Annotated in this window: 22 protein-coding genes; 2 read left to right on the top strand and 20 right to left on the bottom strand. The window is 60.9% G+C overall.

Going from position 1 to position 20,882, the window contains the following annotated elements:
* Positions 1-18 precede the first annotated feature (18 nt).
* The 6 genes from acpP to LCH64_RS05085 all read right to left on the bottom strand — a co-directional run bounded on the left by acpP (position 19) and on the right by LCH64_RS05085 (position 4,009).
* A complete protein-coding gene (gene acpP / locus LCH64_RS05110; RefSeq protein WP_003227051.1) occupies positions 19-255 on the bottom strand; it encodes an acyl carrier protein in 237 nt (78 codons plus the stop codon).
* A gap of 196 nt (positions 256-451) precedes the next feature.
* On the bottom strand, positions 452-1,192 hold the full coding sequence (gene fabG, locus LCH64_RS05105; protein ID WP_003227053.1) for a 3-oxoacyl-ACP reductase FabG: 741 nt from the start codon (positions 1,190-1,192) through the stop codon (positions 452-454).
* A gap of 16 nt (positions 1,193-1,208) precedes the next feature.
* Complete coding sequence (gene fabD, locus LCH64_RS05100) at positions 1,209-2,147, bottom strand: ACP S-malonyltransferase (protein ID WP_003227054.1); 939 nt, start codon at positions 2,145-2,147, stop codon at positions 1,209-1,211.
* Positions 2,148-2,270: 123 nt separating this feature from the next.
* Positions 2,271-3,281 (bottom strand): phosphate acyltransferase PlsX, encoded by a 1,011-nt coding sequence (gene plsX, locus LCH64_RS05095; protein ID WP_080593259.1) that lies wholly within the window; start codon positions 3,279-3,281, stop codon positions 2,271-2,273.
* 4 nt (positions 3,282-3,285) lie between these two features.
* The gene (gene rpmF / locus LCH64_RS05090; protein ID WP_003179396.1) at positions 3,286-3,468 is read right to left on the bottom strand and encodes a 50S ribosomal protein L32; all 183 of its coding nucleotides are present in this window, start codon (positions 3,466-3,468) and stop codon (positions 3,286-3,288) included.
* A gap of 13 nt (positions 3,469-3,481) precedes the next feature.
* Positions 3,482-4,009 (bottom strand): YceD family protein, encoded by a 528-nt coding sequence (locus LCH64_RS05085; RefSeq protein WP_003227058.1) that lies wholly within the window; start codon positions 4,007-4,009, stop codon positions 3,482-3,484.
* 105 nt (positions 4,010-4,114) lie between these two features.
* Between LCH64_RS05085 and LCH64_RS05080 the strand changes: the two genes are divergently transcribed.
* On the top strand, positions 4,115-4,693 hold the full coding sequence (locus LCH64_RS05080; protein WP_226499655.1) for a nucleoside triphosphate pyrophosphatase: 579 nt from the start codon (positions 4,115-4,117) through the stop codon (positions 4,691-4,693).
* A gap of 48 nt (positions 4,694-4,741) precedes the next feature.
* Here the strand turns inward: LCH64_RS05080 and sppA are convergent, their stop codons facing one another.
* The 3 genes from sppA to rluC are packed head-to-tail and all read right to left on the bottom strand — an operon-like array spanning position 4,742 to position 7,367.
* Positions 4,742-5,731, bottom strand: a complete 990-nt coding sequence (gene sppA / locus LCH64_RS05075) for a signal peptide peptidase SppA (RefSeq protein ID WP_103520747.1) — start codon at positions 5,729-5,731, stop codon at positions 4,742-4,744.
* Positions 5,732-5,752: 21 nt separating this feature from the next.
* Positions 5,753-6,418 carry an HAD-IA family hydrolase gene (locus tag LCH64_RS05070; RefSeq protein WP_226499654.1) on the bottom strand — a complete coding sequence of 222 codons (666 nt, stop codon included), beginning with the start codon at positions 6,416-6,418 and terminating at the stop codon, positions 5,753-5,755.
* Positions 6,405-7,367 carry a 23S rRNA pseudouridine(955/2504/2580) synthase RluC gene (gene rluC, locus LCH64_RS05065; protein WP_007950779.1) on the bottom strand — a complete coding sequence of 321 codons (963 nt, stop codon included), beginning with the start codon at positions 7,365-7,367 and terminating at the stop codon, positions 6,405-6,407. Before rluC ends, LCH64_RS05070 begins: the two co-directional genes overlap by 14 nt.
* 699 nt (positions 7,368-8,066) lie before the next feature.
* Here rluC and rne point away from each other — a divergent pair.
* Positions 8,067-11,309, top strand: a complete 3,243-nt coding sequence (rne, locus tag LCH64_RS05060; RefSeq protein WP_226499653.1) for a ribonuclease E — start codon at positions 8,067-8,069, stop codon at positions 11,307-11,309.
* 190 nt (positions 11,310-11,499) lie between these two features.
* On the opposite strand, the gene LCH64_RS05055 is transcribed toward rne, so the two are convergent.
* The 11 genes from LCH64_RS05055 to LCH64_RS05005 all read right to left on the bottom strand — a co-directional run bounded on the left by LCH64_RS05055 (position 11,500) and on the right by LCH64_RS05005 (position 20,790).
* Positions 11,500-12,096 (bottom strand): nucleotidyltransferase family protein, encoded by a 597-nt coding sequence (locus LCH64_RS05055; RefSeq protein ID WP_226499652.1) that lies wholly within the window; start codon positions 12,094-12,096, stop codon positions 11,500-11,502.
* The gene (locus tag LCH64_RS05050; protein WP_226499651.1) at positions 12,093-13,073 is read right to left on the bottom strand and encodes an XdhC family protein; all 981 of its coding nucleotides are present in this window, start codon (positions 13,071-13,073) and stop codon (positions 12,093-12,095) included. Before LCH64_RS05050 ends, LCH64_RS05055 begins: the two co-directional genes overlap by 4 nt.
* Complete coding sequence (locus tag LCH64_RS05045; protein ID WP_226499650.1) at positions 13,073-15,394, bottom strand: xanthine dehydrogenase family protein molybdopterin-binding subunit; 2,322 nt, start codon at positions 15,392-15,394, stop codon at positions 13,073-13,075. Before LCH64_RS05045 ends, LCH64_RS05050 begins: the two co-directional genes overlap by 1 nt.
* Complete coding sequence (locus LCH64_RS05040) at positions 15,391-15,861, bottom strand: (2Fe-2S)-binding protein (RefSeq protein WP_226499649.1); 471 nt, start codon at positions 15,859-15,861, stop codon at positions 15,391-15,393. Before LCH64_RS05040 ends, LCH64_RS05045 begins: the two co-directional genes overlap by 4 nt.
* Positions 15,862-16,271: 410 nt before the next feature.
* The gene (murB, locus tag LCH64_RS05035; protein WP_226499648.1) at positions 16,272-17,291 is read right to left on the bottom strand and encodes a UDP-N-acetylmuramate dehydrogenase; all 1,020 of its coding nucleotides are present in this window, start codon (positions 17,289-17,291) and stop codon (positions 16,272-16,274) included.
* A complete protein-coding gene (locus LCH64_RS05030; protein WP_226499647.1) occupies positions 17,288-17,752 on the bottom strand; it encodes a low molecular weight protein-tyrosine-phosphatase in 465 nt (154 codons plus the stop codon). Before LCH64_RS05030 ends, murB begins: the two co-directional genes overlap by 4 nt.
* Positions 17,752-18,516: a 3-deoxy-manno-octulosonate cytidylyltransferase gene (kdsB, locus tag LCH64_RS05025; RefSeq protein WP_103522244.1), complete on the bottom strand. Its 765-nt coding sequence runs from the start codon at positions 18,514-18,516 to the stop codon at positions 17,752-17,754. Before kdsB ends, LCH64_RS05030 begins: the two co-directional genes overlap by 1 nt.
* The gene (locus tag LCH64_RS05020) at positions 18,513-18,698 is read right to left on the bottom strand and encodes a Trm112 family protein (RefSeq protein ID WP_003179363.1); all 186 of its coding nucleotides are present in this window, start codon (positions 18,696-18,698) and stop codon (positions 18,513-18,515) included. Before LCH64_RS05020 ends, kdsB begins: the two co-directional genes overlap by 4 nt.
* 21 nt (positions 18,699-18,719) lie before the next feature.
* The gene (gene lpxK, locus LCH64_RS05015) at positions 18,720-19,730 is read right to left on the bottom strand and encodes a tetraacyldisaccharide 4'-kinase (RefSeq protein ID WP_226499646.1); all 1,011 of its coding nucleotides are present in this window, start codon (positions 19,728-19,730) and stop codon (positions 18,720-18,722) included.
* A complete protein-coding gene (locus tag LCH64_RS05010) occupies positions 19,730-20,158 on the bottom strand; it encodes a biopolymer transporter ExbD (protein WP_025112998.1) in 429 nt (142 codons plus the stop codon). Before LCH64_RS05010 ends, lpxK begins: the two co-directional genes overlap by 1 nt.
* Entirely contained in the window at positions 20,155-20,790 is a 636-nt protein-coding gene (locus tag LCH64_RS05005; protein WP_003227083.1) for a MotA/TolQ/ExbB proton channel family protein, read from the bottom strand. The genes LCH64_RS05010 and LCH64_RS05005 overlap by 4 nt, the downstream gene beginning before the upstream one ends.
* Positions 20,791-20,882: the final 92 nt, after the last annotated feature.

Raw genomic sequence — 20,882 nt, 5'->3', positions numbered from 1 at the left:
GACAACGATTACAAACTATTACGCCTGGTGGCTAGTAACGTAGTCGATTGCAGCTTGTACAGTAGTGATCTTTTCAGCTTCTTCATCAGGGATTTCGGTCTCGAATTCCTCTTCCAGAGCCATCACCAGCTCAACGGTGTCAAGGGAGTCGGCACCCAGGTCTTCAACGAAGGAAGCAGTGTTGACCACTTCTTCCTGTTTAACACCCAGTTGCTCGGCAACGATTTTCTTGACGCGCTCTTCGATGGTGCTCATACCTTGTTTTCACTCCTAATGGACAAATTCAGGCAGCTGGCCAGTGGGTAAGTGTATAGAAAGGCTTTTCAGCTTTTCAACTGAAAGCTTCACTCCTCAAACCCTGCGGCCCTCTGCCTATAAATAGATTGCAGCTTTATAACGGATTTTAGACAGCTCGTATGACATTTTTTTGAAGCAATCCGTCACATTTTACTTACATGTACATCCCACCGTTCACCGGGATTGTAGCCCCAGTGACGTATGCCGCACCGTCGGATGCAAGAAAAGCGACCACCGAGGCGATCTCTTGAGCTTGCCCCAGACGACCCAGCGGAATCTGCGTCTGCAAGGCTTCACGCTGTGCTTCCGGCAGTTCGCGAGTCATATCGGTGTCGATGAACCCTGGGGTTACCGAGTTGACCGTAATCGAACGCGAACCGACTTCACGCGCCATCGCACGGCTGAAACCTTCCAGACCGGCCTTGGCGGCTGCATAGTTTACTTGGCCTGCGTTGCCCATGGCACCCACCACCGAGCCAATACTGATAATTCGGCCCCAGCGCGCCTTGGTCATACCGCGCAAAACGCCCTTGGACAAGCGATACAGACTGTTCAGGTTGGTATCGATCACGTCGTACCACTCATCGTCTTTCATGCGCATCATCAGGTTATCGCGGGTGATGCCGGCATTATTGACCAGAATCGCCGGCGCACCGAACTGTTCCTGAATGCTCGCCAGAACCTTGCTGACAGATTCATCGCTGGTGACGTTGAGTTCCAGGCCGGTGCCCTGAATGCCGTGTTCTTTCAGGGTGGCAGCAATCGCCTCGGCGCCTTTGGCGGAAGTCGCAGTGCCGATGACGACGGCGCCCTGACGACCCAGTTCCAGTGCGATAGCCTGGCCGATACCGCGGCTTGCACCGGTGACCAGTGCAACTTTACCTTGCAGACTCATGCAAGTTTCTCCTGATTCAGGCCAGCGCTGCACGGGCGGCAGCGAAAGCGTCTGGGGTATTGAGGTTGGAAGTCGAAACGCCTTCGGCGCAACGTTTGTTCAGACCGGCAAGTACCTTGCCCGGGCCGCACTCGACCAGACTGGTGGCGCCTTTGGCAGCCAGGGTCTGGACTGATTCAACCCAGCGTACTGGCTTGTACAGTTGTTCGAGCAGATCACGCTTGAGGGTTTCCAGATCGGCCGGCACTTGCGCACTGACGTTCTGGACCACCGGGATCTGCGGCGCCTGCCAGTCAATGGCGGCAATGGATTCGGCAAAGCGCTCGGCCGCCGGACGCATCAGCTCGCAGTGCGAAGGCACGCTCACCGGCAACGGCATGGCCCGCTTGGCGCCACGGGCCTTGCAGCCCTCGATGGCGCGCTCAACGGCTGCCTTGGCCCCGGCAATCACTACCTGGCCCGGCGAGTTGAAGTTGACCGCGCTGACCACTTCGCCTTGCGCCGCTTCGGCACAGGCTGCCAGCACGTCGGCATCTTCCAGACCGAGGATGGCAGCCATGCCGCCCTGCCCGGCCGGAACGGCTTCCTGCATCAACTGACCGCGACGCTCAACGAGCTTCACCGCGTCAGCCAGGCTCAGGCTGCCGGCGGCAACCAGCGCGCTGTATTCACCCAGGCTGTGACCGGCAACAAATGCCGGACGCGCACCGCCTTGAGCCAGCCACAGGCGCCACAGGGCGATCGAAGCAGTCAGAATGGCCGGTTGGGTTTTGTCGGTTTGATTGAGCAGCTCTTCCGGACCCTGCTGGGTCAGCGCCCACAGGTCATAGCCCAGAGCATCGGATGCTTCTTTGAAGGTTTCGAGGATCAGCGGATGTTCCGCGCCCAGCTCGGCCAGCATGCCGAGGGACTGCGAACCCTGTCCTGGAAAGACGAATGCGAGGGAAGCAGACATGTAACAAGCCCCTAATGATCTTGTCGTCGGAAAATGACGCCCCACCGAGGGACGCAAGAAACTGACAGTTGGATGGCCCTTTGAACCGGGCGGTCACATTTAAGCATTGTCCGACGAAATCGCCTAAGACAACAAATCCTCCAGACGACCATGGAGACGTTCGGGCAGATTCTCCTGAATCTCGATCAGTGCACGCTGAATCGCACTCTGAAACCCCTGAACCCCGGCCGAACCATGACTTTTCACCACAATGCCCTGCAAGCCGAGAAAGCTTGCGCCGTTATGTCGCGCCGGCGCCAGATCCGCCTGCAAGCGCTTCATCAATGGCAGGGCCAAAGCACCTACCACGCGGGAAGCGAAGTTTTTCTTGAACAAGGCCTCGATGCGCGCAGCGATCATCGTCGCCAGGCCCTCGCTGGACTTGAGCAGGATATTGCCGACAAACCCGTCACAGACCACCACATCCGCTTCGCCGCGATAAAGACCATCGCCCTCGACAAAACCGATGTAGTTGATGCCGCGCGCAGCCTGCAGCAAGGTCGCGGCCAGCTTGACCTGCTGATTGCCCTTGATGTCTTCGGTGCCGATATTCAGTAACGCGACACGCGGCCGGGCGATGCCCAGCGTCTGCGCCGCCACCGAGCCCATCACCGCGAACTGCAACAGATGCTCGGCGCTGCAATCGACGTTGGCACCCAGATCGAGCAACTGGCAATAGCCCTTCTGCGTCGGAATCGCCGCCACCATCGCCGGCCGATCAATCCCCGGCAAGGTCTTGAGCACGAAACGCGACAGCGCCATCAACGCACCGGTATTACCGGCGCTGACACAGGCCTGAGCCTTGCCGTCACGCACCAGTTCCAGGGCGACACGCATCGACGAATCCGGCTTGCCACGCAAGGCCTGAGTCGGCTTTTCGTCCATGGTGATGACTTCAGACGCCGGAACAATCGTCAGGCGCGCGCGATCGGCAGCCGACTGGCCGTGGATCAGTTCTTCAAGAAGGGAGGATTGACCGACGAGGGTCAGGTGCAGCGAGGGCGTAGCAGAAAGGCAAGCAAGGCTGGCCTGAACAATGCTGCGGGGACCGAAGTCCCCGCCCATTGCGTCAATCGCGATGACTTGAGCGGACAAGTGATTACTCGTCAGCGCCCTTGTCGATCACTTTACGGCCACGGTATACGCCTTCTGGCGATACGTGGTGACGCAGGTGAACTTCACCAGTGGTTTTTTCTACAGACAGGGTGCTAGCCTCGAGAGCGTCGTGCGAACGGCGCATGTCACGGGCGGAGCGGGATTTTTTGTTCTGCTGAACAGCCATAATTGATTAACTCCTAAACGTTTGGGTCACGCTTTAACTGCGCCAATACACTGAACGGGTTGGACCGCGTTACCTCGTCCTCGCTCGGTTCGGGTTCATCTGCTCCCGCCGGCTGCTGGCATTCTTCCGGATGATGAGCAGGCACAATGGGCAAGGCGAGCAGAAGCTCCTCCTCGATCAGTGACTGCAGATCCAATGGATCTTCGCCCAGTTCCAGCACGTCATAACCTTTCGGTAACGACTGGGTATTCGCACCCTCCTTCACTACAGCGTAACTGCATTCGCTGTGGATCGGCAGGGTGACCAGCTCAAGACAACGCTGGCAGACCATTTTGACTTCGGTGTCGATAAAGCTGTGGATCACCACAGATTTACGTTCATCTCGTTCAAAAACGAATTTGGCCTGCACCTTACCGACATCGTCGGAAAGCGGGTCGCAGAGTCTCTTCAAATCGGCCAGCAGCAGTTCACCTTGAAGGGTGGTGCCACGGTCAGCCAATTTGCGCGGGTCAACGTGAGGTGGAATCGGGTCATTCAACATAGGCGCAGCATTATAGGGATGCACCCACCCATGTCAAAGGAAATTGTGCCCTGTCCGTCACTTGCGTGCCTCCGCTAGAATTCGCACCTGCCTCAGGAGACGCCAATGCTGCCTTTATTACTCGCCTCAAGCTCGACTTATCGCCGGGAATTGCTCGCCCGCCTGCACCTGCCGTTCGTCTGCAGCTCGCCAGATATCGACGAAAGCCACCAGAACGGCGAATCCGCCATCGATCTGGTCAAGCGCCTCGCCGAACAGAAAGCCCGGGCACTGGCTGCCAGCCACCCTGCTCACTTGATTATCGGCTCGGACCAGGTTGCCGTGCTCGGCGAGCGGATCATCGGCAAGCCACACACCTTCGACAAGGCTCGCGAGCAACTGCTGGCGGCCAGCGGCGCCAGTGTGACCTTCCTCACCGGCCTGGCCCTGCTCAACAGCCAGACCGGCCTCTGCCAGGTCGACTGTGTGCCATTTACCGTACACATGCGCCAACTCGACGAAGCACGCATCGAACGCTACCTGCGCCTCGAGCAGCCCTACGACTGCGCCGGCAGCTTCAAGGCCGAAGGCCTGGGTGTGAGCCTGTTTCAGTCCACCGAAGGGCCTGACGCCACCAGCCTGATCGGCCTGCCACTCATCCGCCTGATTGACATGCTACTGGCCGAGGGCGTGCAAATTCCGTGACGCACAAAAAACCGGCCATCAAGGCCGGTTTGTTTATCAGACGAACTGTCAGCGCAACGAAGGCCCGTGGAAACCCATCCACATCGCCAACTGCTCAGCCACGCTGGCACCGAGCTTCTTCGAGAAGCGATCGAACGGCGATTCCTGCACGGTGAAATCCACCAACTCCTTCTCGCCAATCACATCCCGCGCCACCGAACTGGTATTGCCCAGACCATCGATCAAACCCAGCGGCAGAGCCTGCTCACCTGACCAGACAAGACCGGAAAACAATTCCGGATGCTCCTTGTCCTTCAGACGATCGCCACGCCCCTGCTTGACGCTATTGATGAACTGGTTGTGCGTGGTATCCAGCACCGTCTGCCAGAACGCTGTTTCATCTGGCTTCTGCGGCTGGAACGGGTCGAGGAACGACTTGTGCTCGCCAGACGTGTAAGTGCGACGCTCAACGCCGAGCTTGTCCATGGTACCGACGAAGCCGTAACCGGCCGCCGTCACACCAATCGAACCGACCAGACTCGCCTTGTCGGCATAGATCTGATCTGCCGCACTGGCGATGTAATAGGCACCGGACGCCCCGAGATCGGAAATCACCGCATAAACCTTGATATCCGGATGCAGACCGCGCAGACGCTTGATTTCGTCGTACACGTAACCCGACTGCACCGGGCTGCCGCCAGGACTGTTGATCCGCAGGATTACACCTTTGACCTTCTTGTCCTCAAAGGCTGCACGCAGACTGCCGACAATGTTGTCGGCGCTGGCCGGCTCTTTGTCCGCGATCACACCAGTGACGTCGATCAGTGCGGTGTAGTTCGGGCCGCGAGTGGCGCTCTTTTCCATGTCCATCAGCGGCGTGAACGCAATCAGAGCGATAAACAGATAAACAAAAGTCAGCAGTTTGAAGAAAATCCCCCAGCGCCGCGAGCGACGCTGCTCCTGCACACCGGCGAGCAAGGTCTTTTCCAACAGCTTCCAGCTTTTCGCGTCACCGTCGTCGGCACTTGCCTTGGCCGGTGCTTTCCATTCGTCGGTCATCCAGTCCACCCCAGAAAAAACTTATTTGGCCTGCTGCCCCAGCCAGGCATGCAACTCACTAAAATGGTCGATCGACAGGCGCGGCTCGAACTGCTGCAGCGAGTCAATCGACTGCGCGCCGTAGCTGACCGCCACAGAGGCCATGCCTGCATTGCGCGCCATCAGCAGATCGAAGGACGAGTCCCCGACCATCAGCGCCTGCTCGGGATGCACGCCGCAGTGGTCGAGAATCTGTTCCAGCATCAACGGATGCGGCTTGCTCGCGGTCTCGTCGGCGGCGCGGGTGATATCGAAAAAATCTTCCCAGCCATTGGCCTTCAGCACCCGATCCAGTCCGCGACGATTCTTGCCGGTCGCGACCGCCAGATGAAAACCCTGCTCACGAAAGGACACCATCGACTCGACTACACCCTCGAACAGCGGCGAAGGCACGGCTTCTGCCGCGATGTAGTGATCGGCGTAGTACTCGCGAAACAAGGTCATCTCGGCATCGCTGATGTCCGGATACAAGGTGCGGATCGCCTCGGGCAAGCCCAGACCGATGATGCCCTTGACAGCAAAATCATCGCGCAACTCGAAACCGGAACGCCCGGACGCAGAATGCATCGCCTCGACAATCCGACCAATGGAATCGGCGAGGGTGCCGTCCCAATCGAAAATCAGCAGCTTGTAGTCAGATGGGCGCACTCAATCGCTCCACAGTCTTGGCCCACATTTCATCGACCGGTGCCTGCAACTTGAGCTCACCGCCATCAGGCAGCGGCACGGTCAGCATATAGGCGTGCAGGAACAGGCGCTTGCCGCCCAGATCACGGATTTCCTTGCTGAAACCGTCATCGCCGTACTTGGTGTCACCGGCAATGCAGTGCCCGGCGTGCAACGTGTGGACGCGGATCTGGTGCGTACGGCCGGTGATCGGCTTGGCTTCGATCAGGGTGGCAAAGTCGCCAAAGCGGCGCAGGACCTTGAACACGGTCACCGACTCCTTGCCCTCCTCCTCGTCGACCTCGACCATGCGCTCGCCGGAGCGCAGATTGCTCTTGCCGAGCGCCGCACGGACTTGCTTGATCGAAGTCGCCCAGTTGCCGCGAACCAGTGCCATGTAGCGCTTGTCGACGCCGTCACCGCGCAATGCGGCGTGCAAGTGGCGCAACATGCTGCGTTTCTTGGCGATCATCAACAGACCGGAGGTATCACGATCGAGACGGTGAACCAGTTCCAGCTCCTTGGCATCGGGGCGCAACTGACGAAAGGCTTCAATGACACCGTAATTCAAGCCGCTGCCGCCGTGAACCGCAATGCCGGCGGGCTTGTTGATCACGATCAGGGCTTTGTCTTCGTAGACAATCGAGGCTTCCAGGCGCTGCAACAGACCTTGGGCCAATGGCACCGGCTCGTCGCGCTCAGGCACGCGAACCGGTGGCACGCGCACGATATCGCCGGCCTGCAGCTTGTATTCGGGCTTGATCCGCCCCTTGTTCACACGCACTTCGCCTTTACGCAAAATGCGGTAAATCAAGGTCTTGGGCACGCCTTTGAGCCGGGCAAGGAGGAAATTGTCGATTCGTTGGCCGGCATACTCCGGCGAGACTTCAAGCAGTTGAACGCCTGGAGTCGAAGGGGCAGTAGTTGTCATGTCGCGGATGATAACAATTTTTATGGAATTGAAGCACTTAATCATTGCTGCTATAGTCGCGAACGCCGCCAAAAGCGGCCTGGACAGCGGAACCACGGTCAAAAACCGGCCCTGACCAACGCAATTCACCAGGACGCGAGGCCGTCCTACGGGGCTTTCGCTACGTAACGGTGGAGTTTGCAGTTGTAACAAGCGCAGGTGACATGAGGCCTGAATTACACCGTCGAGCAGAGTTTTCACTCGCCTGACAGGCAAATATTCGAGGCCAGTTCACAAAGTGCAGTCAGCTGCAGATGACCCCGAGCGAAGGCTTCGGAAACATCGCCTGAATTAGCCATGATGCGTGACCTCCCCTTTCGGAGCTCACGGTAAATGCCAACCCGCTGCGGATTCTGCGCGCGGCAGCACCCGAATTATCAGGGATACGTGTAGGGTGGAGATGCACAACCGCCGGACTGTGTAGCAATAGGCTTTATCAAGACGCTTCATCTCGTCCACAGCCGCTGGTTGATTCCTCCTCCTGACTGAGTGCTTAAGTAGCCACAGCAAGCAGGACGCGTACGTCGCGATATCGGCCCAATTGGCCTGACATCGCTGGACACGGGAATGGCCAACCACTCCCGACGCACCTGACACCGACCGTGAGAAGTCGTGTGTGCCGAACGCCGTTTCCGGCAGCCCGGAAACCGACGGTACTACATGAAAAGAATGCTGATTAACGCAACTCAACCCGAAGAGTTGCGTGTTGCACTGGTAGATGGCCAACGCCTCTACGACCTGGACATCGAATCCGGTGCACGCGAGCAGAAAAAGGCCAACATCTACAAAGGCCGTATCACTCGCATCGAACCAAGCCTTGAGGCTGCCTTTGTCGATTTCGGCTCCGAGCGCCACGGCTTCCTGCCCCTCAAAGAAATCTCCCGCGAATACTTCAAGAAAGCCCCTGAAGGCCGCGTCAACATCAAGGACGTCCTGAGCGAAGGCCAGGAAGTCATCGTTCAGGTCGAAAAAGAAGAACGTGGCAACAAGGGCGCCGCCCTGACCACTTTCATCAGCCTGGCCGGTCGTTACCTCGTGCTGATGCCGAACAACCCGCGTGCCGGTGGTATCTCCCGTCGCATCGAAGGCGAAGAGCGCAACGAACTGCGTGAAGCGCTGAACGGTCTGGTTGCTCCAGCCGACATGGGTCTGATCGTGCGCACTGCCGGCCTGGGCCGCAGCAGCGAAGAAATGCAGTGGGACCTCGACTACCTGCTGCAACTGTGGACCGCCATCAAAGAAGCCTCGCTGGATCGCTCCGCGCCGTTCCTGATCTACCAGGAAAGCAACGTGATCATCCGCGCCATCCGCGATTACCTGCGCCAGGACATCGGCGAAGTGCTGATCGACAGCGTTGAAGCCCAGGACGAAGCCCTGACCTTCATCCGCCAGGTGATGCCGCAGTACGCCAGCAAGATCAAGCTGTACGAAGACAGCGTGCCGCTGTTCAACCGTTTCCAGATCGAAAGCCAGATCGAGACCGCTTTCCAGCGCGTCGTCGAACTGCCTTCCGGCGGCTCCATCGTCATCGATCCGACCGAAGCCCTGGTGTCCATCGACATCAACTCGGCGCGCGCCACCAAAGGCAGCGACATCGAAGAAACCGCGCTGCAGACCAACCTTGAAGCCGCCGAAGAAATCGCCCGTCAGTTGCGCCTGCGCGACATCGGCGGCCTGATCGTCATCGACTTCATCGACATGACCCCAGCCAAGAACCAGCGCGCCGTGGAAGAGAAAGTCCGCGAATGCCTGGAAGCCGACCGCGCTCGCGTGCAGATCGGCCGCATCTCGCGCTTCGGCCTGCTGGAAATGTCCCGTCAGCGCCTGCGTCCATCGCTGGGCGAAAGCAGCGGCATCGTCTGCCCGCGCTGCAACGGCACCGGCATCATCCGTGACGTCGAATCGCTGTCGCTGGCAATCCTGCGTCTGATCGAAGAAGAAGCCCTGAAAGACCGCACTGCCGAAGTGCGCGCGCAGGTGCCGATCCCGGTCGCCGCGTTCCTGCTCAACGAAAAACGCAACTCGATCACCAAGATCGAACTGCGCACCCGTGCCCGTATCGTCATTCTGCCGAACGATCACCTGGAAACCCCGCACTTCGAAGTTCAGCGTCTGCGTGACGACAGCCCGGAAGCTGCGACCAACCAGTCCAGCTACGAAATCGCTGCTGCCGCTGCTGAAGTCGAAGAAGTCCAGCCAGCCGCTGCGACCCGCACCCTGGTTCGCCAGGAAGCCGCGGTCAAGACTGCTCCGGCCCGCGCCAACGCTCCGGTACCGACCGAAGTCGCCGCGCCTGCCGCCGCGGCACCCGCTCCGGTTGCCGCGCCAGAGCCAAGCCTGTTCAAAGGCCTGGTGAAATCGCTGGTCAGCCTGTTCGCGACCAAAGAAGAGCCAGCCGCTCCGGTCGTCGTTGAAAAACCGGCCACCGAGCGTCCAGCCCGCAACGAAGAGCGTCGCAACGGTCGTCAGCAGAGCCGCAACCGTAACGGTCGCCGCGATGAAGAGCGCAAGCCGCGCGAAGAACGCGCACCGCGTGAAGAGCGCGCCCCACGCGAGCCGCGTGAAGAGCGTCAGCCGCGTGAAGCCCGTGAGCCGCGTGAAACCCGCACCGAAGCGCCAGCCGCTCGCGAAGAACGCGCACCCCGCGCTCCGCGTGAAGAACGTGCACCACGTGCGCCACGTGAAGACCGCAAGCCACGTGGCGAGCGTGAAGAGCGTGTCCGTGAACTGCGCGAGCCATTGGACGCCGCTCCGGCCGCACCCATAGCTGCTGCCGCTGCCGCTGTTGTCGCAGAAGAGCGTCCGGCCCGTCAGCCACGCGAAGAGCGCGCACCGCGTCCGCCGCGTGAAGAGCGTCAACCGCGTGCCGAACAAGCTGCTGCGGTAGCCGAAGAAGAAGTCATCACCGGCGAAGAGCAACTGTCGGAAGACGGTCAGGACAACGCCGAAGGCGATCGTCCACGTCGTCGCTCCCGTGGTCAGCGTCGTCGCAGCAACCGTCGCGAGCGTCAGCGTGATGCCAACGGCAACGTGATCGAAGGTTCGGAAGAGTCCGAGTCCGGCGAAAACGCTGAAACAGCACCAAGCGCTGCCGATCTGGCTGCCGGCCTGGCCGTGACAGCCGCTGTTGCCAGCAGCGTGATCAGCGCTCCAGCCGAAGCACAAGCACACGAGCAAGCTGAACGCGCCACCGCCGCCACTCTGGAAACTGCTCCAGTGGAAGCGCCGGTCGTTGAAGCCACTACCCCAGTGGAAGTGGTTGCTGCTCCGGAAGTCGAAGTGGCACCGGTTCGCGAAGCTCAGCCTCAGGCTGAAGTCGCTGCCGAGCCTGCTCCGGTTGTCGAGGCGCCAGTTGTGGTCGCAGAGCCGGTTGCTGAAACCGTCGCTGAAACCGTGACCGAAACCGTGCGTGAAGTTCGCGAAGAACAGACCGCCTTCAACTGGGTTGCCGAGCCTGCCGTCGCTGAAACGCCAGCGCCAGCGCCAGTAGCAGAAGCCCCGGTGGTTGAAGAAGCCAAGGCCGCCGCGCCAGTGGTTGAAGTGGCCGAACCTGCTCCAGCGCCAGTGGCTGAAGCACCGGCCGTCGAAGCGCCTGTGGTTGCTGAAGCCCCTGCTCCAGTGGTTGAAGCCGCTCCGGTCAGCGCCCTGACGCCAAACGGCCGTGCGCCAAACGACCCACGTGAAGTGCGTCGCCGCAAGCGTGAAGCCGAGCGCCTGCAGAAGGAAGCCGAACTGGCTGCCGCTGCAGCTCCAGCTGCTGAAGTCGTAGAGGTTGCTGCTTCCGTGACTGAAGAAGCGGTGGTTGAGTCGGTGATCGCCGAAGCACCACGCTCCGTTCAGGACGCGGTCGAGCATCACCAAGAGGCCCAGGAAAAAGAACACGAGCCTAAACCGCTCGTCTGATTCCAAAAGCCAATAAAAAGCCCCGCCTGAGCAATCAGGCGGGGCTTTTTTATCTCATCCAATTCAAGCATCACCCCGATCCCTTGTAGGAGTGAGCCTGCTCGCGATAGCGGTGTATCAGCCTCCACAAATGACACTGACCCACCGCTATCGCGAGCAGGCTCACTCCTACAGAGGATTTATGCAGGGCTCAGGATTGAGTGAACACCAACGCCTCAGGCACATCGATATCCCACAACACCCCGGGATCATCCACCACCACTTCAACCACCCGCCCCTGCTTGAACAACGGTCTGGCCCCGCGATCGCCACTCAACGCCTGCAACGCCGGCCCGAACGAACGCCCAAACCCCACCGGATGCCCAAACTCGCCCTCCTGCACCGGCACACTCACCGCATCCTCGGCAATCGCCGCCGCCACCCGCTCAATACTCGACGGCAAAATAAACGGCATATCCCCCAGCACAATCAACCAGCCATCCGCCTCCGGACAAGCCGCAACGCCCGCCGCAATACTGTCACCCATCCCGGTCGAATCAATCGAGACCACCTCACAGCCATAGGCCTGTGCCATGCGCATCGCCTGCGGCCGCGCTTCGGTGGTGACCAGCACCCGCTTGTCGAGACCGGCCGGCAGATTCAGCAATACCTGCTCGATCACCGAACGCACCGCACCATCACGACCGGTGCAATCGGCCAGCAGCTTGTCCTTGTCCGCACCCGCAACCTGACGAAAGCGGCTGCCCTCGCCCGCCGCCAGCACAATCACTGCGATGGATCGACTCATGACGCCTCCACAACTTTCTTCTGTTTCAACTCGACGCCGTTCTTGATCGCGACGATCTCCGCCAACAACGACAGGGCAATCTCCGCCGGTGAATGGCTGCCGATGTGCAAACCGATCGGCCCGTGCAAACGGTTGATCGCCTCGGATGACAAGCCCAGCTGAGCCAGATTGTCCCGGCGCTTCTGACTGTTGACCCGCGATCCGAGTGCACCGACATAAAAGGCCGGCGAATCGAGTGCGGTGAGCAGCGCCATATCGTCCAGGCGTGGATCGTGGGTCAGCGCCACAATCGCCGTGCGCTCGTCCGTCTGAATGCTCAACACCGCGTCATCCGGCATGCCCGGGACAAAGCGACCGTGGTGCTCTTCCCAACCGTAGACGAACTCGGTACGCGGATCGCAGATCAGCACTTCGAAATCCAGCAGCCGCGCCATGTCCGCCACGTAACGCGACAGCTGCCCGGCGCCGATCAACAACAGACGCCAGCGCGGACCATAAATAGCGCGCAGGGTCTTGCCATCGAATTCGAGCACATCGGATTTGCTCGCCGCCGACAGCACAACCTCACCGGTTTCGATGTTCAGCTCACGGGCGACAATCTCATGGTTTTCACAACGCGCCAGCAACTCGGCGACCCACGCCGGATCACCGACCCGCTCCTCGGTCAGACGCAGCGTGCCGCCACAGGGCAAGCCGAAACGCGCCGCCTCCTCGCGAGTGACGCCATAGGTAATCAGTTGTACCGGCGGGCCGTCGCTGGCGATGCGCCCGTCGTGCAGGCGGGCAATCAAGTCATCCTCGACACAACCGCCCGACACCGAGCCGATCACCACGCCGTCCTCGCGCAACGCGAGCATCGCGCCGGGTGCCCGGGGCGCGGTGCCCCAGGTCTGCACCACGCTGAACAGCACCACTCGCTGCCCGGCGCGGCGCCACTCGAGCACGCTGCGCAGGACGTTGAGGTCGACGCTGTCCATTACGCGTGCGCCTTCTGCCAGCCCTGCAACTGATAACGCACCGGCAAGTTGCGGATGCGCTGACCAGTGGCGGCGAAGATCGCATTGCACAGCGCCGGCGCAATTGGCGGCACGCCCGGCTCACCGACACCGCCCAACGGCACGTCGCCCGCCGGCGTCACCAGATGCACGGCAACTTCCTTCGGCGCCAGCGACATGCGCGCCACTTCGTACATATGGAAGTTGTCCTGCTGGACCTTGCCGTCCTTGAAGCTGATTTCACCCAGCACCGCGTTGCCCAGGCCCATCACACAGGCGCCTTCGAACTGCGAACGGATGCGTTCAGGGTTGATCTGCGGCCCGCAATCGACGGCGATGTCAGCCTTGTGCACGATCAGCGTGCCGTCGTCCTTGACCTCGACTTCGATCACCGCCGCCACATAGGTGACGAAGCTGTAATGCACCGCCAGGCCGAGGCCTCGGCCCTTGGGCAATTGGCGCCCCCAGCCGGCAGCCTTGGCCGCGGTTTCCAATACCGTGCGCATGCGCCCGGTGTCGATCGGGTAGCGCTCGGGGGATTCGCCGTAGTTCCACTCCTCGCTCAGGGTACGCGGGTCGATCTGCCGATCCGGGCCGAGCAACTTGATCTGGTATTTCAGCGGATCAACCCCGGCCTTGTGCGCCAGTTCATCGACAAAACTCTGGATCGCAAAACCGTGGGGAATGTTCGACACCGAGCGATACCAGCCGACTCGGGTGTGTACCTTGGCTTCGGGGTTTTCCAGACGCACGTTGGGAATCGCGTAGGCCATGTTGGTAAAGCCCATGCCCAGTTCGAACGCCGCCTCATGGTTCATGCCCGGAGCGAACAGCGCCGTAATACTCGGCGCCACCGTGCGATGCAGCCAGCCGGAGGGCATGCCGTCCTTGCCAATGGCGGCCTTCAAATACTCGGCGGACACCGTATGGAAATACGAGTTGTGGATGTCATCCTCGCGCGTCCATTGCACCCGTACCGCTTTGCCGGGGAACTCTTTGGCGAGGATCGCCGCTTCGACGACGAAATCCGGCTTGGATTTACGGCCGAAACCGCCACCGAGCAGCGTGACATTAAAGGTGACATTGTCGAACGGCAGCCCGAGGCGCTCGGCGATGCGCTCGCGAGTTACCTGCGGCGCCTGACTCGGCGCCCACGCTTCACACACGCCTTTGTCGTAGCGGGCGATGGCGACCATCGGCTCCATCGGTGCCTGCGCCAGATGCGGCAGATAGTAGGATGCTTCGAGACTGCTGGCGGCGCCGTTAAGAGCCTTGTCGATATCACCGGTGTTGCGCACCACTTTGCCGGGTTTGCGCGACGCCGCTTCCAGCTCTTTGCGATAAGCGATCGAGTCATAACTGGCATTAGGGCCGTCGTCCCACTCGATTTTCAGCGCCTCACGCCCCTTGATCGCTGCCCAGGTATTGCTGGCAATCACCGCTACACCGCCCAGTGGCTGGAATTCCGAAGGCAGTGGGCGGCTTTCGATCTGCATGACTTTTAGCACGCCTGGGACTTTCAGCGCCGCGCTGTCATCCAGCGACTTGACCTTGCCGCCATACACCGCCGGACGCGCGATGGTCGCGTAGAGCATGCCGTCGAAATGCACGTCGGCGCCGTACACCGCGCGCCCGTTGACGATGTCGGCGCCGTCGATGGCTTTGGTGCCTTCCTTGCCGATGTAGCGAAACTCTGACGGCTGCTTGAGGCGCAGGCTGTCACGGGCCGGCACCGCCAGCGCACTGGCTGCAGCGGCAAGTTCGCCGTAACCCAGCTCGCGACCGGACGGTTTGTGCAGGACTTTGTGCAACTGCGCTTGACACTCGCCCACCGGCACCTGCCACTGCGCGGCGGCGGCTTGTTCCAGCATGGTCCGGGCCGCCGCGCCGCAACGACGCATCGGCTCATACCAGTGACGCATGCTGCGTGAACCGTCAGTGTCCTGGTTGCCGAAACGTACTTCGTCACCCGGCGCCTGTTGCACTTTGACTTTGGCCCAATCGGCGTCCAGTTCATCAGCGACCACCATGCTCAGGCTGGTGCGCACGCCCTGGCCCATTTCCGAGCGGTTGCAGACCACGGTGACCGTGCCGTCTGCGGCAATGCTGACGTAGACCTTGGGATCGTCGATCCAGCCATTGGGCATGCCGTCGGCACCGAACTTCTTCGGCGCGTCTTCAGCCAGTGCATCCTGCCAGCCCCAGCTCGCGGCCAGCACCAATGCGCCCGTGGCGCCGACGCCTTTGAGAAAACCGCGACGGCTGAGATTGCTCAGGGCGAAATCATTCGGCAAGCGGCTCATGCCTTGGCCTCCTTCAAGTGAGTGGAGGCCTGGCGGATCGCGGTCTTGATCCGGTTGTAAGTGCCGCAACGGCAAATGTTGCCGACCATTGCCTCTTCGATCTGCTCGTCGCTCGGGTTCGGATTGGTTTTGAGCAACGCGGTGGCGGACATGATCTGCCCACCCTGACAAAAACCACATTGCGCCACGGCGCTGTCGAGCCAGGCTTGCTGCACCACCTGCCCCACCGGATCGGCGTGCAGGTTGTCGATGGTGGTGACGTTCTGCCCGATTACCGAACCGATCGGCGTAATGCAACTGCGCGCCGGCAAGCCATCGATGTGAACGGTGCAGGCGCCGCACAGGCCCATGCCGCAGCCGAATTTGGTGCCGTTGTATCCGGCGACGTCACGGATTGCCCAGAGCAGCGGCATGTCTTCGGTGACGTCCAGTGGGTGATCCTGGCCATTGAGTTTCAGGGTAATCATGGGCACGCCCGCATATTTCTAGTGGTTATGGGGTCGAGCAATCTGCCGCTGGAAATCAGCGGTGTGGTTCGCGCAGATCGACTCAGGCTAATCGGCCGATACACATCAGTGAAGCTGAATACTGATCCTGTGGCGAGGGAGCTTGCTCCCGCTGGACTGCGTAGCAGGCCCTTCTTGAAAGCGTGGCCGCTACGCGCCCCAGCGGGAGCAAGCTCCCTCGCCACAGGGTCATCGCTGACTGATATGTGGTTGGCACAGGCTCTCTTGTGCCGACGCGAACGTCTGCACCGGGCCTTTGGTGGAGCAAATGACGGTTATCGTTAGCTGGCTAAGTTAACCCACCGTTAACAAAAAAGCCCTGCACTTTTTGCTCAGTGCAGGGCTTTGGATGGCTTCTGGAAAGCGTAGCCTCAATAACGGTTCGGCTCCATTTCCAGCTCGACATTGAAACGTTCGGCAATATCTTTCTGGATGCGTTGCGCCAGATCGAGCAATTGCAGGCCGGTCGCGGAGCCGTAGTTGACCAGCACCAGCGCCTGCAATTTATGCACGCCAGCATCGGCCTCACGGAAACCCTTCCAGCCAGCGCGCTCGATCAACCAGCCGGCGGCCAGCTTCATTTGCCCGTTCGGTTGCGCATAGGCCACCAGATCCGGGTGCTGCGCCTTGATCTGCTCGACCAGCGCCGCCGACACCAGCGGATTCTTGAAGAAACTGCCGGCATTGCCGAGCACCGCCGGATCCGGCAATTTTTCGCTGCGGATACTGCAGATCGCGCGGCTGACGTCGGTGGGCGTTGGTTGCTCGATGCCCTGCTCGGTCAGGCGCTGACGCACCGGGCCGTATTCCAGATGCAGGTGGGCAACTCGATCAAGCTTGAAGCGCACCCGCAGGATCAGCCAACGCCCCGGCTGCTGCTTGAACAGGCTGTCGCGGTAGGCGAAGTTGCATTCTTCCAGGCTGAAGTCGCGCAGCTCGCCGGTCTGGCGATCCAGCGCGGTCAGCCCGGCGAACACATCCTTGATCTCGACGCCGTAGGCACCGATGTTCTGCATCGGCGCCGCGCCAACGGTGCCGGGAATCAGACTGAGGTTTTCCAGACCGGAAAATCCCAGCGCCAAGGTGTGTTGCACAAACGGATGCCACGGTTCGCCGGCTTCAGCCTCGATCACCACGCGGCTGCCGTCATCGCTGATCAGCCGAATGCCACGGCTGGCCATGCGCAGCACCAGCGCCGGGATATCAGCCGTCAGCAGCAGGTTGCTGCCGCCGCCGATCACCAGCAATGGCACGTCATGGGCAGTCGCATAGGCCAAGGCTTCGCGCACGTCGGCATCGCTGTGGGCCTCGGCGAACAACTGCGCGCGCACGTCCACGCCAAAACTGTTGAACGGTTTCAGCGAAATCTGGGGCTGCACCTGCAAACTCATAACCGGCCCTTCACTTCGATCAACAGTTGGTCACAGGCTGCTTCGATCAGATCCAGCACCTGCTCGAAACCCTGATCGCCGTCGTAGTACGGATCCGGCACTTCATCGACCACACCGGCATAACGGCGCAGGAACAGGTCAAGCTCGGCCTTGCCGCTGGACGGTTGCAGCGCCTTGAGGTTGCGCAGGTTGCTGTTGTCCATGGCCAGAATCAGGTCATAACTGGCGAAATCGGCACGGCTGACCTGCTGCGCACGTTGCGCCGACAGGTCGTAACCACGCAGTTTGGCCGCAGCCTGGCTGCGCTTGTCCGGCGGATTGCCGACATGCCAGTCACCGGTGCCGGCGGAGGCCACTTCGACCTGATCCGCCAGCCCCGCTTCGCGCAGTTTGTGGCGCAACACGCCTTCAGCGGTGGGCGAGCGGCAAATGTTGCCCAAGCACACGAACAGGACGCGCATCAGGCCTCCAGCAGGCGCCGAACGCGCTCAAGATCTTCAGCGGTGTCGACACCGGTCGGCGGCGCGATCAACGCATCGGCCACATGAATCCGCACGCCGTGCCACAGAGCACGCAGTTGTTCGAGGGATTCAGTGTTTTCCAGCCAGCACGGGCCCCAGCTCACGAAGTCCTGAAGGAACCCGGCGCGGTAGGCATAAATACCGATGTGACGACGGTACGGCACACCTTCCGGCAACTGCTGGCGATTTTTGGCGAACGCATCGCGGGCCCACGGCAAGGTCGCGCGACTGAAGGTCAGCGCCAGACCATTGAGGTCGCTGACGACCTTGACCACGTTCGGGTTGAACAGGGTTTCGACGTCTTCGATCGGCTCGGCCAGGGTGGCCATGCGCGCTTCGGTGTGGGCGGCGAGGTTGGCGGCAACCTGATCGATCACGCTTGGCGGGATCAGCGGCTCGTCACCCTGCACGTTGACCACGATCGCGTCAGGCTCGAGGCCCAGTTTGGCGGCGACTTCAGCCAGACGATCGGTGCCGGAATTGTGATCTTCACGGGTCAGCACCACTTCAGCGCCGAACGCCTTGCAGGCTTCGACGATGCGCGCATCGTCAGTCGCGACCACCACACGGCTGGCGCTGCTTTTGCTCGCCTGCTCCCAGACATGCTGGATCATCGGCTTGCCGGCGATATCCAGCAGCGGTTTGCCCGGCAGGCGGGTCGAGGCGTAACGCGACGGTATGACAACGGTGAAAGCAGTGGTCATTTATCCAGACGCTCGTCAGTGGTCAGGGTACGCGCTTCGCTTTCGAGCATCACCGGGATGCCGTCGCGGATCGGATAGGCCAGGCCGGCGCCCTTGCTGATCAATTCGGTCTTGTCGGCGCTGAGCTTGAGCGGGCCTTTGCAGACCGGGCACGCGAGGATGTCGAGCAATTTGGTGTCCATGAACATTCCCTGGATAAAGAGTTAAGGCAAAAGACGATCGGGCAACAGGCGCATCAACTGGGTGTCGAACCAGGCCATGAAGGCCGGTGACGGCACGGCATCGACGGCCAGATACCACCAGTCGTCTGCTGCGAAGGCACGGCACTTCACCGCGTCCTTTTCGGTCATCACCAACGGCAATGACGGTGTGAAATTCAAGGCCTGCACGCTGTATTCGGCGTGGTCGGCAAACGCATGGGGGACTGCTCGCCAGTCTAGCGCTTCGAGGGTATTGAAGAAACGTTGCGGATTGCCGATCCCGGCTACCGCGTGCACCGCTTGACCAGGCGAAAAATGATCGAGCGGCTTGCGCTCGCCACTGCGCAGATTGACCAGCGCCGTCGCTTGCAGGCGAAACGCGAAGCCATCTTCGCGGTCCGCAGTGGCACCGTTGAACAGCACGCCATCGACGCTTTGCAGGCGTTCGATCGGCTCGCGCAACGGACCGGCAGGTAGGCAGCGCTGGTTGCCCAAACCACGGGCGGCGTCGATCAGCACCAGCTCCAGATCCCGCGCCATACGGTAATGCTGCATGCCGTCGTCAGACAGGATCAGGTCCAGCGGTTCACTGGCGAGCAAGGCTTTGACCGCCGCGCTGCGATCAGGGTCGATCATCAGTGGCACGCCGGTGCGCTGCACGATCAACAGCGGCTCGTCGCCCGCGATCTCGGCGCTCTGCTCAGCGGAGACCCGCCACGGCAGTTGCGGCGGTTTGGCGCCATAACCTCGGCTGACCACACCAACCCGCAGACCGGCGCGTCGGCAATGCTCGATCAGCCACAGGATCATCGGTGTCTTGCCGGTGCCGCCCACCGTGATGTTGCCGACCACGATCAACGGCACCGGTGGCTGATAGATCTGGCCTTCACCGTCGAGAAAACGCTGACGCTTGTTGACCACCACGCGGCGGTAGAGCATTTCCAGCGGCCGCAGCAGCGTCAGGGCCGGATGCCCCTGATACCACGCGGCGAGCAAACGATCGGACAGGCTCATCAGGATTTGGGCGCCGCCTCGACCGTGGTCATGCGCAGATGGCTGAAACCGAGCTTGCCGGCCGCGTCCATGGCGGTGATCACCGATTGGTGTTGGGTCTTGCCGTCGGCACTGATCGACAACGGCATGTTGGTGTCACCGTTGGCTTCTTTCTGCATGGCTTCCATCAGCGTCGCCAGGTCGTTTTTCGGCAGAATCCTGTTGTTCACCGAGAACACGCCTTCGGCGCTGATCGCGACATCCAGTTGCTTGAGCTGCTGGTCTTCGGCGGGCGAACCGCTGACCGATTCCGGCAGATCGACGCGCAACTGTGTCTCGCGGGTGAAGGTGGTGGTCACGACGAAAAACAGCAACAGGATGAACACCACGTCGATCAGCGACGCGAGGTTGATGTCGATCGTTTCCCGGGGTTTGCGACGGAATTTCACGCTTTGTCCCCGGCCAGATCGACGTCACGGTCGCCCTGCACCACTTCGACCAGTTTGATCGCTTCCTGCTCCATGCCCACCACCAGCTCATCGATGCGGCGCTGCAGGAAACGGTGGAAGAACACCGACGGAATACCGACCATCAGGCCCGCCGCCGTGGTGATCAGCGCCTTGGAGATACCACCGGCCAATACCGAGGCGTTGGTGGTCATGCCGGAACCGGTGAAGGCGCTGAAAATGTCGATCATGCCCAGTACCGTGCCCAACAGGCCCAGCAACGGCGACATGGCGGCAATCGTGCCCAGCGCGTTGACGTAGCGTTCGAGCTCGTGAATCACCCGCGCGGCGGCTTCTTCGATGCATTCCTTCATGATCTCGCGACCATGCTTGGAGTTGGCCAGGCCCGCGGCGAGGATTTCACCCAGCGGCGAATTGGCGCGCAATTCCTTGAGCTTTTCTTTATTGAGCTGCTTGTCCTTGATCCAGACCCAGACCTGACCCAGCAGATGCTCGGGGGTGACGCGGCTGGCGCGCAGGGTCCACAGGCGCTCGGCGACAATCGCCATGGCCGCGATGGAACTCAGAATGATCGGCAACATCATCCAGCCGCCGGATTTGACCAATTCCCACACAGTGACAGTCCCCTCGAAAAAGTGCGCCACTTTACCATACCGGTTGGCGATTAAGACCCGCTGCCCCGACGACCTGATGCCACATTCGGCGA

Origin of the sequence: Pseudomonas sp. MWU16-30322 (assembly GCF_020515535.1) — a bacterium.
Classification (GTDB): domain Bacteria; phylum Pseudomonadota; class Gammaproteobacteria; order Pseudomonadales; family Pseudomonadaceae; genus Aquipseudomonas; species Aquipseudomonas fluorescens_H.
This window is presented reverse-complemented; position numbering and strand designations above follow the sequence as displayed.

Excerpts from the sequence above, each read along its gene's own strand:
- acpP (WP_003227051.1), bottom strand. The coding sequence starts at position 255 with ATGAGCACCATCGAAGAGCGCGTCAAGAAAATCGTTGCCGAGCAACTG.
- fabG (WP_003227053.1), bottom strand. The coding sequence starts at position 1,192 with ATGAGTCTGCAAGGTAAAGTTGCACTGGTCACCGGTGCAAGCCGCGGT.
- fabD (WP_003227054.1), bottom strand. The coding sequence starts at position 2,147 with ATGTCTGCTTCCCTCGCATTCGTCTTTCCAGGACAGGGTTCGCAGTCC.
- rpmF (WP_003179396.1), bottom strand. The coding sequence starts at position 3,468 with ATGGCTGTTCAGCAGAACAAAAAATCCCGCTCCGCCCGTGACATGCGC.
- LCH64_RS05085 (WP_003227058.1), bottom strand. The coding sequence starts at position 4,009 with ATGTTGAATGACCCGATTCCACCTCACGTTGACCCGCGCAAATTGGCT.
- LCH64_RS05080 (WP_226499655.1), top strand. The coding sequence starts at position 4,115 with ATGCTGCCTTTATTACTCGCCTCAAGCTCGACTTATCGCCGGGAATTG.
- sppA (WP_103520747.1), bottom strand. The coding sequence starts at position 5,731 with ATGACCGACGAATGGAAAGCACCGGCCAAGGCAAGTGCCGACGACGGT.
- rluC (WP_007950779.1), bottom strand. The coding sequence starts at position 7,367 with ATGACAACTACTGCCCCTTCGACTCCAGGCGTTCAACTGCTTGAAGTC.
- rne (WP_226499653.1), top strand. The coding sequence starts at position 8,067 with ATGAAAAGAATGCTGATTAACGCAACTCAACCCGAAGAGTTGCGTGTT.
- LCH64_RS05055 (WP_226499652.1), bottom strand. The coding sequence starts at position 12,096 with ATGAGTCGATCCATCGCAGTGATTGTGCTGGCGGCGGGCGAGGGCAGC.
- LCH64_RS05050 (WP_226499651.1), bottom strand. The coding sequence starts at position 13,073 with ATGGACAGCGTCGACCTCAACGTCCTGCGCAGCGTGCTCGAGTGGCGC.
- LCH64_RS05045 (WP_226499650.1), bottom strand. The coding sequence starts at position 15,394 with ATGAGCCGCTTGCCGAATGATTTCGCCCTGAGCAATCTCAGCCGTCGC.
- LCH64_RS05040 (WP_226499649.1), bottom strand. The coding sequence starts at position 15,861 with ATGATTACCCTGAAACTCAATGGCCAGGATCACCCACTGGACGTCACC.
- murB (WP_226499648.1), bottom strand. The coding sequence starts at position 17,291 with ATGAGTTTGCAGGTGCAGCCCCAGATTTCGCTGAAACCGTTCAACAGT.
- LCH64_RS05030 (WP_226499647.1), bottom strand. The coding sequence starts at position 17,752 with ATGCGCGTCCTGTTCGTGTGCTTGGGCAACATTTGCCGCTCGCCCACC.
- kdsB (WP_103522244.1), bottom strand. The coding sequence starts at position 18,516 with ATGACCACTGCTTTCACCGTTGTCATACCGTCGCGTTACGCCTCGACC.
- LCH64_RS05020 (WP_003179363.1), bottom strand. The coding sequence starts at position 18,698 with ATGGACACCAAATTGCTCGACATCCTCGCGTGCCCGGTCTGCAAAGGC.
- lpxK (WP_226499646.1), bottom strand. The coding sequence starts at position 19,730 with ATGAGCCTGTCCGATCGTTTGCTCGCCGCGTGGTATCAGGGGCATCCG.